11 protein-coding genes are annotated in these 12,955 nt (G+C 40.9%); 6 read left to right on the forward strand and 5 right to left on the reverse strand.

Annotated features, from left to right (window positions below; genetic code table 11):
- Positions 1-4 precede the first annotated feature (4 nt).
- The 3 genes from lpdA (at position 5) to ACED20_RS00440 (ending at position 3,299) form a co-directional block, all read left to right on the forward strand.
- Positions 5-1,393 (forward strand): dihydrolipoyl dehydrogenase, encoded by a 1,389-nt coding sequence (lpdA, locus tag ACED20_RS00430; RefSeq protein ID WP_294317005.1) that lies wholly within the window; start codon positions 5-7, stop codon positions 1,391-1,393.
- Between the two features lie 118 nt (positions 1,394-1,511).
- Positions 1,512-2,126 carry a PH domain-containing protein gene (locus ACED20_RS00435; RefSeq protein ID WP_294198938.1) on the forward strand — a complete coding sequence of 205 codons (615 nt, stop codon included), beginning with the start codon at positions 1,512-1,514 and terminating at the stop codon, positions 2,124-2,126.
- A gap of 369 nt (positions 2,127-2,495) precedes the next feature.
- Positions 2,496-3,299 (forward strand): patatin-like phospholipase family protein, encoded by an 804-nt coding sequence (locus ACED20_RS00440; RefSeq protein ID WP_378103258.1) that lies wholly within the window; start codon positions 2,496-2,498, stop codon positions 3,297-3,299.
- A 241-nt stretch (positions 3,300-3,540) separates the two neighbouring features.
- Here ACED20_RS00440 and ACED20_RS00445 read toward each other — a convergent pair whose 3' ends face one another.
- Positions 3,541-3,969 carry a hypothetical protein gene (locus tag ACED20_RS00445; protein ID WP_294231515.1) on the reverse strand — a complete coding sequence of 143 codons (429 nt, stop codon included), beginning with the start codon at positions 3,967-3,969 and terminating at the stop codon, positions 3,541-3,543.
- A 453-nt stretch (positions 3,970-4,422) separates the two neighbouring features.
- Here ACED20_RS00445 and ACED20_RS00450 point away from each other — a divergent pair, with 453 nt between their 5' ends.
- On the forward strand, positions 4,423-6,360 hold the full coding sequence (locus tag ACED20_RS00450) for an SPFH domain-containing protein (RefSeq protein ID WP_294231513.1): 1,938 nt from the start codon (positions 4,423-4,425) through the stop codon (positions 6,358-6,360).
- A 494-nt stretch (positions 6,361-6,854) separates the two neighbouring features.
- Here ACED20_RS00450 and ACED20_RS00455 read toward each other — a convergent pair whose 3' ends face one another.
- The 4 genes from ACED20_RS00455 to ribA all read right to left on the reverse strand — a co-directional run bounded on the left by ACED20_RS00455 (position 6,855) and on the right by ribA (position 10,775).
- A complete protein-coding gene (locus ACED20_RS00455) occupies positions 6,855-7,550 on the reverse strand; it encodes an ABC transporter ATP-binding protein (protein WP_294236910.1) in 696 nt (231 codons plus the stop codon).
- Between the two features lie 84 nt (positions 7,551-7,634).
- Entirely contained in the window at positions 7,635-8,207 is a 573-nt protein-coding gene (locus ACED20_RS00460; protein ID WP_294236913.1) for a hypothetical protein, read from the reverse strand.
- A gap of 437 nt (positions 8,208-8,644) precedes the next feature.
- Positions 8,645-10,078, reverse strand: a complete 1,434-nt coding sequence (locus ACED20_RS00465; protein ID WP_378103259.1) for an SDR family oxidoreductase — start codon at positions 10,076-10,078, stop codon at positions 8,645-8,647.
- Between the two features lie 106 nt (positions 10,079-10,184).
- Entirely contained in the window at positions 10,185-10,775 is a 591-nt protein-coding gene (gene ribA, locus ACED20_RS00470) for a GTP cyclohydrolase II (protein ID WP_294236917.1), read from the reverse strand.
- 97 nt (positions 10,776-10,872) lie between these two features.
- Here ribA and ACED20_RS00475 point away from each other — a divergent pair, with 97 nt between their 5' ends.
- On the forward strand, positions 10,873-11,526 hold the full coding sequence (locus ACED20_RS00475) for a TetR family transcriptional regulator C-terminal domain-containing protein (RefSeq protein ID WP_294230808.1): 654 nt from the start codon (positions 10,873-10,875) through the stop codon (positions 11,524-11,526).
- 108 nt (positions 11,527-11,634) lie between these two features.
- Positions 11,635-12,954 carry an AarF/ABC1/UbiB kinase family protein gene (locus ACED20_RS00480; protein WP_294265203.1) on the forward strand — a complete coding sequence of 440 codons (1,320 nt, stop codon included), beginning with the start codon at positions 11,635-11,637 and terminating at the stop codon, positions 12,952-12,954.
- The last annotated feature ends 1 nt before the right edge of the window (position 12,955 follow it).

Consider the following 12,955-nt stretch of genomic DNA (forward strand, 5'->3'; position numbering starts at 1 on the left):
AATAATGAACTACGATATTATTGTCATCGGAAGTGGTCCTGGCGGATATGTTACAGCGATCAGAGCAGCACAATTGGGTTTCAAAACTGCCATTATCGAGAAAGAAAACTTAGGAGGGATCTGCCTGAACTGGGGATGTATTCCAACCAAAGCTTTGTTAAAATCTGCGCAGGTTTTTCATTATATCAACCACGCTGAAGATTACGGATTAAATAAAGTGGAAGGAACTTTTGAATTCCCGAACGTGATCCAGAGAAGCCGTGGCGTAGCCAATAAAATGAGCAAAGGGATTGAATTCCTGATGAAAAAAAATAAGATCGATGTGATCATGGGAACCGCAAAGGTTCAGAAAGGTAAGAAAGTTTCTGTGACCGATAAAGACGGAAAAACAACCGAATATACAGGAACACATATCATCATCGCCACCGGAGCAAGATCTAGAGAATTACCGAACCTGCCGCAGGATGGTAAAAAAGTAATCGGATACCGACAGGCTTTATCTCTTCCGGAGCAGCCGAAATCGATGATCGTTGTAGGTTCAGGAGCAATCGGGGTAGAATTTGCCGATTTCTATAATACAATGGGAACAAAAGTTACCGTGGTGGAATTCATGCCGAACATCGTTCCGGTAGAAGACGAAGAAATCTCCAAGCACCTTGAAAAGTCCCTTAAAAAGACAGGTATCGAGATTATGACGAATGCTTCCGTAGAAAGCGTGGATACCAGCGGCGAAGGCGTAAAAGCTACCGTAAAAACCGCAAAAGGAAACATTACTTTAGAAGCGGATATTTTACTTTCTGCCGTAGGAATCGCTGCCAACATCGAGAACATCGGTCTTGAAGAAGTGGGCATCCAGACAGACAAAGGAAGAGTATTGGTAAACGAATGGTATGAAACTTCCGTACCGGGTTACTATGCGATTGGGGATATCATCCCGACTCAGGCTTTGGCACACGTTGCTTCTGCGGAAGGAATTACCTGCGTAGAGAAAATCAAGGGAATGCACGTTGAGAAAATCGATTACGGCAATATCCCGGGATGTACGTACTGTCACCCTGAAGTAGCATCGGTAGGTCTTACGGAAAAGCAGGCTAAAGAAAAAGGATACGAAATCAAAGTAGGGAAGTTCCCTCTTTCTGCCAGCGGAAAAGCAACCGCTAACGGAAATACCGACGGTTTCATTAAAGTGATTTTCGACGCCAAATACGGCGAATGGCTGGGTTGCCACATGATCGGAGAAGGCGTTACCGATATGGTTGCTGAAGCGGTTGTGGCAAGAAAGCTTGAAACGACAGGTCATGAGATCATCAAATCCATTCACCCGCACCCGACAGTTTCCGAAGCCATTATGGAAGCTGCTGCAGCGGCTTATGGTGAAGTGATTCATATTTAATAAGCTAGATAAATTTAGATATTTTAAACCACAGATTTTGTCTGTGGTTTTTATTTTTATCTCACTTATTTTCTTAATTTTATTCAATAAACAAAATAATAATAAATCAACATAAATTATGTTCAAAAAATTAGCAGCAGAAGCTTTAGGACTGGGAGATATCGGGAAAATCATTTCCTCTCAGGATTACGACAAGGTAGACTCGGATGATTATATCCTGTCTGAAGACAACGAGAAAATTTTCTTTCTGATCAAATCCAGGAGGGATGAGTATTGCTTTACCAACCGTGCTTTGATCCACATCGATGGAGCAAGTGCTTTGGATAAGAAAAGAGTTCTGAAAAGATACGAGTACTATCAGTTTCCGTTTTCCAATATTGCTCTGCAAACGGCGGGAACCATTGACCTGGATGTTGAAATTTCATTCCATATAGGAAATGTTCCCCTGATGATAAGCGTGGCGAAGGGGCAGATCGATCAGCTGAAGGACCTGTATAAAGCATTGCTGGCGATTCAGCAGGAAGTTCATCACAACCATTCGTTGCTGAATTTCTCCAACGACAGCATCCAGAAAGCCCTCACTTCAGTGGCTTCCGGAAAGCAGGAGAATGTTTCTAAAAGTCAGGAATTAAGAGCCATCAATGAGTATATTTTCGCATGGAATACCAACAGTTTCGATAAATATAACCAGAAAGATTTCTCGAAAATCTTCGAAAAGTATATTAATAATTAGCATACTATTCAAAAACATAGAGCAAGCCCGGAAATTCCGGGCTTTTTTGATGATTAAAATGAAAATTAAATAACAGCAGCCTAAACATCAAATGCTTTAGTATAAATGTTTCTATACTCAGCCTTGCTGAGCAGAGCGCCCTGGCGAACGGAAATAATACTCAGCCGATGCAAAAAATCTTTGCGAACATTGCGTTAGATCAGACATTACCCACAAGTACGTTGAAGGAAAACTTCCGGCATCCAGCTTCTCTCTTCTAGTCTTTTAACCTACATTAATCTAATTTTTATTTGTGTTAAAAAATGGCAAAATCACCGGATCTGGAAAAATATGACCCATTATTTTATTCTGTTTTCTTATATTTAATCCATGAATTCTGAGAAAATAGGACTGGTGTTATCCGGAGGCGGAACCAAAGGCATTGCCCATGCCGGGGTTTTGAAATTCCTGGTTGAAAAAAACATTACCGTAGATATTCTGTCCTGTTGCAGTGCAGGTTCCATTGTCGGGTGCCTGTATGCCATCGGCAAAAAGCCGCAAGAAATCCTGGACTTTTTCAATTCGGTGTACTTTTTCAACTGGAAGCATTTTGCTTTCAATCAACCGGGGCTGGTTTCATCGGTTATTTTCCGGAACTACCTGAATCCTATTTTTGGGGATATGAAATTGGGAGACCTGGATAAGGAAGTGAAAATCGTAGCAACGGAATTGGTCGGCGGTACGGAAAAGATCTTTGACGACAACTTTAAAATTGTAGATGCCATTATCGCTTCATGTTCCATTCCCGGAGTAACGACGCCTTATATCATTGATGATGAAATGTACTGTGACGGCGGGGTGCTGAACAATTTTCCGGCAGACATCATCCGGAAAGACTGCGGCAAGCTGATCGGCGTTTTCGTATCACCTCCTCACGAGATCAAAATCAGTGACCTGAAATCCATTAAAGCCATCGTTTCCCGTTCCTACGACCTGCTTTCCTACCGCATCGAGAAAATAAAATTCGACCATTGCGACTGGTTTATTTCTTCCCAGGAACTTTCGGCTTACGGCACTTTTGAAAGACGGAAAGACCGCCTGGAGCAGATATTCAACATCGGGTATCAGGCTGCGAAAGACAGCTTTGATGAAAGCCGGTTTTACACCGCATTAAAAGAGGAACGCATCGTTTAAAGATGAATGGTCAATTCGCTTCGCTTGTTAATTCTTATTGTACCAAAGATTGACTATTAACTTGAGAAAAACAAAATTCGCTGTTGACCAGCAAAAAAAATCCTGACTTTAAAGCTATGACGCACAAAACCTAACGGGTTTCAAAAACCCGTTAGGTTTATCATTTGTTCACACAGTTTCCTGACTTAATAAACAAAAAATTTCCGGCCGTAAAGCCAGGAATCTCTATTCAATGTTGATTTTAATTTTTAACAACGTATCCGTCCTGATTGACTATTGTTTTACCGGTCTCATTCGTAACCATTAAAGTATACGGTGCTTTTTTGGCTGAATCCGTCAAATAATTCCTCCAGATCTGGTAGGTATAACCGTTGTTGTTGAACTCATAATAATAATTTCCACCTGTTCCGTCGGGAATCAATTCGCCGTTTGAAATGATCATATTCGGCTTGGAGGTGACTTTTCCGTTGACACCCCAGGACTGATAAAGATAATTGCCATTCGGCTGCTGGTCAATTTTGATTTTGAATTTTTTGGTTTTGATAATGACCGACTTCGGAACTTTCTGGTAATGAACTTTTGAAACGGGAATTCCGTTTTTCGCGGTGTTGGCCTGCATCCATGAAAACTGGGCGATACAAAAAACACCTATTGCAATTTTTCTGATCATTTTTTAATAGTAATGGTTAGGCTTAAACATTATCAAATTTGAAGCCGGAATTATCAGGTTTTACATCCTTACGATGTTGGTTTTTTGTTAAAATTTAAGAATTCTCTGCTGAATATAGTAGTGTTTTATAAAATAATTAATTTGATTTTCAGTAATTTATAGTTTAGCTTTAAAAATATATAAACTTTTTGCAACAAGTGAGTATTTTTCTTGCGTACATTTGTACCACAAAAGGATCTCGTTCCTTTATGATCAGCATGAAACTCATTAACTTTAAGTTTTTCCTATTGAAAGTATCAGAAATCACCTTTACGATTTTTAATACTTCTCCTCCTTCAGTTTCTTAATTTTTCCGAAAGAATTACCATGTAATTCCTGTACTCTGTTTTTAATTTCTTAAAAAACAGAGCATCATTCCTGTTTTCAATTTTAATTAAACATAAAAACAATACTATGGAATTAAGTTTTCATGGCTGGATGATTCCGGCCGTTATGGCACTGCTGTGCGTTATTTTTTACAAATTCATCTTAAGAATTTTCTTTGGGCTTGTCATTGTTCCTCAGGACAGGATCGGGTTGGTTACTAAAAAATTCGTGCTTGTCGGCAAGCAGGAACTTCCGGAAGGACGGATCATTGCGACTAATGGGGAAGCCGGATTCCAGGCACAGACATTGGCGCCCGGCGTATATTTTGGCAAATGGATCTGGCAGTATTCCATCGATTTCCAGCCTTTTACGGTAATCCCAACCGGTAAAATAGGGCTCCTGCTCGCAAAAGACGGGGTGGAACTGGAGACCGGGAGGATCTTAGGCCGGAAAGTAGACTGCGATTCCTTTCAGGACGCCGAAGCTTTTCTGAAAAACGGAGGCAGAAAAGGCCGCCAGACTGCGATCATAGCTCCTGGATCCTACAGGATCAACACGCTCTTGTTTGAAATCGAGCTTACGGATATGACACAGATCCCCGATAATGCTGTCGGAATCATTACCACCATGGAAGGAAGCCCGCTGGAAGAAGGACAGATCGCCGGAAAAATCATTAACGGGCATAATAAATTCCAGGACGTGGATACTTTCCTAAACAGTGGCGGTTACAAAGGGCTCCAGGAGCAGGTCATCCTTGCCGGTTCTTATTTCCTGAATCCATGGTTTACCAAAGTGGAAATGGTAAAAATGACGGAAATCCCGATCGGACACGTGGGTGTCATTATCAGCTATGTAGGGGAAGACGGAAAAGATTTAAGCGGTGTGGATTTCAAGCACGGAAATATTGTGGAGAAAGGGCATAAAGGCGTCTGGGCAGAACCTATCGGTCCCGGAAAATACCCGATTAATCCTTATATTATGAAGGTAGAGCTGGTTCCTACGACCAATCTTGTTCTGAACTGGGCTTATGAAAGAAGCGAATCCCATCAGCTCGATAAAAATCTTTCTACCATCACGGTACGAAGTAAAGACGGTTTTCCCTTCAATCTCGATGTTTCACAGATCATCCATATTCCGACCTATGAAGCGCCAAAAGTGATTGCCCGTTTCGGGAATATGATCAATCTGGTAAGCCAGGTGCTGGAGCCAACCATCGGTAACTATTTCAGGAACTCGGCGCAGGACAGCGATGTGATTGCTTTCCTGGGAACCCGTAAAGAAAGGCAGCAATCCGCAAAAGACCACATCAGCAGTGTCCTGGAGCAGTATAATGTAAATGCCGTAGATACGCTGATCGGAGCCATTGTTCCTCCGGAAAGCCTGATGAAGACTTTAACAGACCGTAAGCTGGCCGAAGAGCAGAAAATTACTTATGAGACCGAAATGCTGGCGCAGGAAACCCGCCAGGCGCTGGAAAAAGAAACGGCCGTTGCCGATATGCAGAAAGAGATCGTAAAAGCAGACCAGGGTGTATTGATTGCGGAAAGAATTGCCGATGCCTCCGTGAAAAAGGCGACCGGGGATGCCAATTCCGTAAGGCTGCAGGCGACTGCGGAAGGGGATAGGCTGAAACTGCTGGCTACCGGTGAAGCCGAAAAAACAAGGCTGTTGGCAAAAGCAGAAGCTGAGAAAATAGAACTGCTAGCAAAAGCAAGCGCAGAACAGATTTCACTTACCGGTAATGCAGAGGCTGAAAAGATCTTAGCGATCGGTAAATCCAATGCCGAATCTTATAAACTGTCCGTAGAAGCCATGGGCGGAAACAATTTCACCCAGTTGAAAATTATGGAGAATATTGCCAGCCAAAATGTAAGGATCATGCCGGAAGTGCTGATCGGCGGGAATGGCGATGCTGCAAACGGAGGGATCAGCGGGCTTTTGGGACTTCAGCTTCTGGAACAGGTGCAGAAGAAAAATATGGAAACTTCTGTCGTAATGGATGAAAAGCCGGAAAACAATGCTTAGTTTATATATTGATATTTTTAAAATGCTTAAGATCATTCCGTTCTTTATTGTAATTCTGATGATTTGTTTTCTTATTTTCGTCTTCCTTCAGATCAGCAATAAAGCTCATAAGAAAAAGTCGACCGGCTATTATGAAATCATGATAATCAATCTTATTCTGATTTTTCAGCTGACAAATCTTTACAGACTTTTAATTAAGAATGAAATAACGGAAAATATAAAGACTACAGAAATAATACACCGGAAACCGGCATTTTAAAAGAATGTTTGTTTCTAAAACCTCACAGGTTTCAAAAACCTGTGAGGTTTGTTGTAATTGAAGACGATAATATTTATTTGCTTTCAAAAGTTTAGATCAGGCAAACGTAAGAACTTAAAAATAATTAAAATCTCAATAAGATTTTTTTGCCAAATAAAAAAAGCATTTAATCTCAGGACTCGTAGAATATCTTAATTACAGATACTTCCCGGCACCCATCTTCCATCAATTTAATTTAAGCCGTATAACTTGCAAAAGCCTCCTCAAGGCTTTCAAATTTTCCTTTAAATTCGCCGATGGGGCAGTCCTGGAGAATGTTGCCTTTGTGGATCAGGATCACACGGGAGCATAAAGCCTCTACTTCCTGCATGATGTGCGTAGAAAGCAGGACCGTTTTCTGCTGGCCGATTTCTTTTACCACATTCCGGATTTCGATAATCTGGTTGGGATCGAGCCCGTTTGTCGGTTCATCAAGGATGAGCAGATCCGGCTGGTGTATAATGGCCTGGGCCAGGCCGACCCTTTGTTTGTACCCTTTGGAAAGCTGGCCTATTTTCTTCGACTTCTCCGGGGTGATGCCTACAAGTTCTATTACTTCATCAACTCTTGTTTCCGGTATTTTATGGATGTTGGCCACAAACTGCAGGTATTCCTTCACGTACATTTCAAGATAAAGCGGATTGTTTTCCGGAAGAAAACCGATTTTTTTCTTGGTTTCAATTTCGTGATCGGTGATGTTTTGTCCGTTAAAAATAATTTCCCCTTCGTCAATTTTCAGGGCACCGACAATGGATTTCATTAAGGTGGATTTACCGGCTCCGTTAGGCCCCAGAAGACCGATAATCTCATTGTTTTCAATAGAGATATTAATAGTGTTCAGAGCAGTCTGCTCACCGAATTTTTTGGTTAAATTATTTATTTGAAGAGACATAATTTCGTAACGATCTTTTTGCAAAAATAAAATAAAAAAACTCATCCGGATGAATGAGTTGGGTAATATTTCAAAATGTTTGATTTATTTTCTGGGCTTCCTGTTCTCATTGGGAGCAGGTGTTGCCGGAGATGCCTGGCCAACGGGCTGCTGATAATTCATATTGTTGTGGTGAATGTTGTTCGCCGCCGCCGTTTTTTCGTACAGCGCAGATTTTCCGCTTGTTTTCCCGAAGATTTTATCGATCTGTTTCTTATTCAGGAACTGGGATTTGCCTACGTATTTTCTGTTTTTATTAATGTACTGGATAAACTGAACCGTTGGCGTGCCGTAGTTTTTTTCAAAATGAAGTTCAATAATATCGTTCGGAAGTTCAAGAACGATATTGCTTTCAGGAGTATCGATGAATCCGTTGGCAATCAGCTCATAGAGGCCTGAAACGTCTTTATTAAGATTCTGGAAAGAAAAAGAACGGAAGGTATTGAGGTTGGCCGTATTCAGATCCTGGTAATTAATCGTGAACCGGTCGTCTTTTTTATATAAACCTACGGAATTGTCTTTACCGATTTCTACAAGAGTCTCATTCTTCAGCACCTTGATCTGCGCAAAAGCTGAAATTCCAAACAGGCACATAAAGAGTAGAACTATTTTTTTCATAAGCTTTTTAATGTTTTTACAATCAAATTTCAGGAATACATGAAAACGCCTGGTGCGTTATTTATTACCCTCAAGCAAATGTAACAAAATTTTTTTTACAAAAAACGATACACGATAGATGTTATTTATTCTTTACATGGTGATTTAATTAAAGAATTGAAAGTGAATATATTATTATAAGTATTTTTAAGTCCTAAAAAAAGCTGTATATGAGGAGAATAATTATTATTTTATTGTAAGTGTTTGACAATCAGTGGATAATTTAAATTTTAAGGATGTTAATATGTTGTTTTAAATAAATGTTAAATATTTATATAATCGGTTCACATTTAATTGTTGGATTGAATAAAAATTAAATATGAATGGCAAAAATGAAATATTAACAGTAAATTTCAAATCAAAACATAAAATTAAAAACAATAGGTAAGCGTTATATTTTATCCCGGATTCGCCAGTTTCTTCACCATTCCTTTGAAAATAATCCCGTGAAACGGGAGAACAGAATACCAATACAATCTTCCGCTGAGTCCGTGCGGGCGGAAAACCGCTTTCTGCCAGAGTTTGCCCTTATGTACTTTAAACATGAGCCATGCTTCGCCCGGAAGTTTCATTTCGGCAAAAAGGATGAGTTTACCTTCTTTTTTATCAGCATGCAGCACACGCCAGAAATCCAGCGCATCGCCTTCGTGAAGCTGCGTAGGATTTGTACGGCCTCTTCTCAGCCCAGGCCCGCCTACGAGCAGATCCATAAAACCACGGATCTTCCACAGGCTCTGTCCGTACCATCCGTTGGCTCCCCCTAAGGCAAAAACCCGGTCCAGGCATCTCTCCCTATCGTCGTATTCAGCGGAACGAAGATCGGTAAAACATCCGTACTTAGGAACATCAAGATAATCTTTCAGGCTCGAATCGCTGCGGCTGCTGATAAAACTGTCTTTCCAGCTTGATGCGATCTCGTTGTCCTGGATTTTAGCAAGCGTCCTGCGGATCGCCGTATCATAAGAAAAAGGCTGTACACCGGTAATTTCTTTTATTTCTTTAAGGCTTTCCGGTCTGCAAACTACTTCGATCTTCATACTTCCGACCAATGCCTTGGCAAGATTATAGGATGTGGAAGTAATGAAATACAGCCAGTAAGATGACAGTTTTGGCGTCATAACCGGCAAGGTAATGATTGTTCGTTGCAGTCCGCGGATTCTCGCAAACTCCAGCAGCATTTCTTTATAAGTAAGCACATTGTCGCAGCCGATATCAAAATTTCTCCGGTAAGCCTGCTTTTTAAACAAAGTAAAGATCAAAAAATCCAGCACATTAGCGATGCCGATGGGCTGGCATTTCGTATGAAGCCATTTCGGGGCAACCATTACCGGGAGCTTCTCTACCAGATCGCGGATGATCTCGAATGAAGCGCTTCCGGACCCGATAATAATGCCTGCCCGGAGAACCGTAGCCGGAACTTTACACTGCATCAGGATCTTTTCCACTTCAAAACGTGAACTCAGATGTTCCGATAATTGTTTTTCGTTTACCAGACCCGACAGGTAGATGATATGTTCACAATCTGTTTTTTCGATAAATCGAGAAAAATTAAGGGCACACTGTTTTTCGGAATCCGCATAATCATTGCTGTTGCTCATGGAATGCATCAGATAGTACGCCCCCGAAATATCCTTGGGAATTTTTTGCAGGGTTTCGGGTTTCAGGAAATCTACTTCCACTACTTCGATCTGGGCATCTTCGATATCCACGCTTTTCGAAAAACGTCCGGCATCCCTGCAGCAGCAGATCACCTGGTAACCCTGTGCTGCAATAACGTTAATCATCCGTTTGCCGATATAGCCGGTAGCCCCGGTGAGCAGAATTTTTTTCATAAGATTCGGATTGGTTAGCCGGAATTCAGGGATTTGTTGTTTTGCAACCATTGGCCTACATCAACAAAAGAGATCATCCGGATTCTTTTTTCAGCTAATGAGAAAATTATACCTTTTCCAGCAGATGTCCGAAATAATCTTTCTTTTTGCTGAGATATTCTTCATTGGTTTCATTGGATTCAATTTCCAAAGGAATTCTCTGATTCAGCATAATCCCGCTGTTCTCCAGGGATTTCAGCTTTTCAGGATTATTGGTCATCAGATTGATTTCTTTTACGTTCAGAAGATTCAGCATTTCCACAGCAACCCCAAAGTCACGGCCATCTGCCGGCAATCCCAGTTTCAGGTTGGCTTCTACCGTATCGAACCCTTTTTCCTGCAAAGCATAGGCTCTCAGTTTATTGATGATACCGATGTTGCGGCCTTCCTGCCGGAGATAAATGATCATCCCGCCGTTTTCCGACATATACTTCATCGCAGCATCCAGCTGCTGTCCGCATTCACATTTCCTGGAATGGAAGACTTCACCGGTAATGCACTCCGAATGGAAACGGACGTTTACGGTTCTGCTGAAATCCGTATTTTCTGCAACCCATACCAAATGCGGATTCCAGTTATCCTCGTGTTCGGAAAATGCATAAACACTGAATGTTCCGAAGTCGGTAGGAATGTTCGATTGTGCCTGTATCGTCAACATAATTTAAAAATTAAATGGTTTATATAGTACAAATTTATACTTTATTTTAATTTAAAATAAAATTAATTACTAAATTTGTTGATAAATAAATTCTATCATGGAAGAACATACGCCTATCACACAGGAAAAAATATTTGAACTCTACGGAGATTATCTTCTGAATCATGGTCAGCGGCCTAAGAACGTTTATCTTTTTGCCAAAGAAAACGGATTTGAGGAAAAAGAATTTTATCATTTCTTCTCGGGATTCGATCAGGTTGAAAAAGAAATGCTGGATCATCTGTTCAGAAAATCCCTTGAATTAGCTGAAGAAGTTAACTCCCCGGCAACGGTCTCTTCTAAGGAGAAACTCTTGAATGTTTATTTCATTTTCTTTGAAAACCTCACCATGAACCGCTCCCTGGTGTTGTCTATCCTGGGAACAACAAAACAGAAAAGTATAATAGCACTTCAGAATCTGCGGGAGACACACCGGCAGTTTATCAATACCCTGGATTTCAACGAATGGGAAATGATTGAAAAGGCGAAGCAGGATATCAGGAGATTCAATGAAAAAGCCAGACAGGAAACTCTTTGGCTGCATTTGGTTTCAGCTATCGAATTCTGGAAAAAAGATACGTCGCCGGATTTTGAAAAGACCGATATTTTTATCGAAAAAACGATGGATACCGGTTTTGAGCTGATGGATAATGAACCGCTGAGAAAAGTGATCGACCTCGGAAAATTCCTTTGGAAAGAGAAATTCCGATAGTGGAAAAATGAATCAATAGGAACGGGCTTCAGCCCGTTTAAAAAAGAATAATTCAATTTGGCTTTAGCCTAAATTTATTTAAGGCCACCAAACACCTGAAATTTAAAAATGAAAACATTAGATAAAATTCCCACAGGAAAAATTGAAAGGACCGGCAGCCTTCTGAAAGCAGGAGCAAAGGTCGGTGTCAATTACCTGAAATACTATGGGAACAAAATTACAAAAGATGAAGAGGAAGCCCGTAAGATCCTGAATGAAGACAACGCAGCGGATATCTACGACTCTTTAAAAGAACTGAAAGGTTCCGCCTTAAAAGTTGCCCAGATGCTGAGTATGGAAAAAAATATCCTTCCGGTGGAATATGTGGAAAAATTTTCACTTTCACAGTTTTCCGTTCCGCCGTTATCGGGAGCCTTGGTAAAAAAAACCTTCAGAAAATATTTCGGGAAAAATCCGGAAGAAATTTTTGATGAATTTTCTGCGGAATCTATTAATGCAGCAAGCATCGGGCAGGTTCATAAAGCCAAAAAAAGCGATAAGAACCTGGCGGTAAAAATCCAGTATCCCGGCGTTAGGGAAAGCATTTCCAGCGACCTGAAGATGGTAAAACCTATTGCAATGAAGATGTTCAATATCAAAAAGGAAGGGTCGGAGTCTTATTTTCAGGAAGTGGAAGACAAGCTGTTTGAAGAAACCGATTATAACCTCGAGCTGAAACGCAGTCAGTTGTTCGCATCCGCCTGCAGCCATCTTCCGAATGTAAAGTTTCCCGCCTATTATCCCGAATATTCCTGCGAGAAGATCATCACCATGGACTGGATGTCGGGAATTCACTTTTCGGAATTCACCAAAAAAGAAAATACTCAGGATGAGCTGAATACCATAGGGCAGACGCTTTGGGATTTTTATATGTACCAGATGCACATCCTGAAGAAAGTACATGCCGATCCTCATCCCGGAAATTTCCTGATTTCGGACGGCCGTCAGCTTTTGGTGATCGATTTTGGATGTATCAAAGAAATTCCGGAAGACTTTTATGTCCCGTATTTTGAACTTGCCAAAGAAGAAAACCTGAAAAATCCTGAAATATTCCGGGAAAAACTGTATACCCTGGAGATTTTGCGTAAAGAAGATACGCCTCAGGAAACGGAGTTTTTTGCTAAGCTATTTTATGAGCTGCTGGAGTTATTCACCAGGCCATTCAATCAGGATAAATTCGATTTTTCAGATGAAGGATTTTTTAGGGAAATTGCAGATCTGGGGCAGCGTTATTCCAAAATCAGCGATATGAAAGGGATGAATACCAACCGCGGATCACGGCATTTCATCTACCTGAACCGCACGTTCTTCGGACTGTACAATATGATGCACGACCTGAAAGCAAAAGATATCAGGATCAATAACTTTAGAAATTTTATAAACCCTTAAT

The sequence above is a fragment of the Chryseobacterium sp. sg2396 genome, from assembly GCF_042610505.1.
Classification (GTDB): Bacteria; Bacteroidota; Bacteroidia; order Flavobacteriales; family Weeksellaceae; genus Chryseobacterium.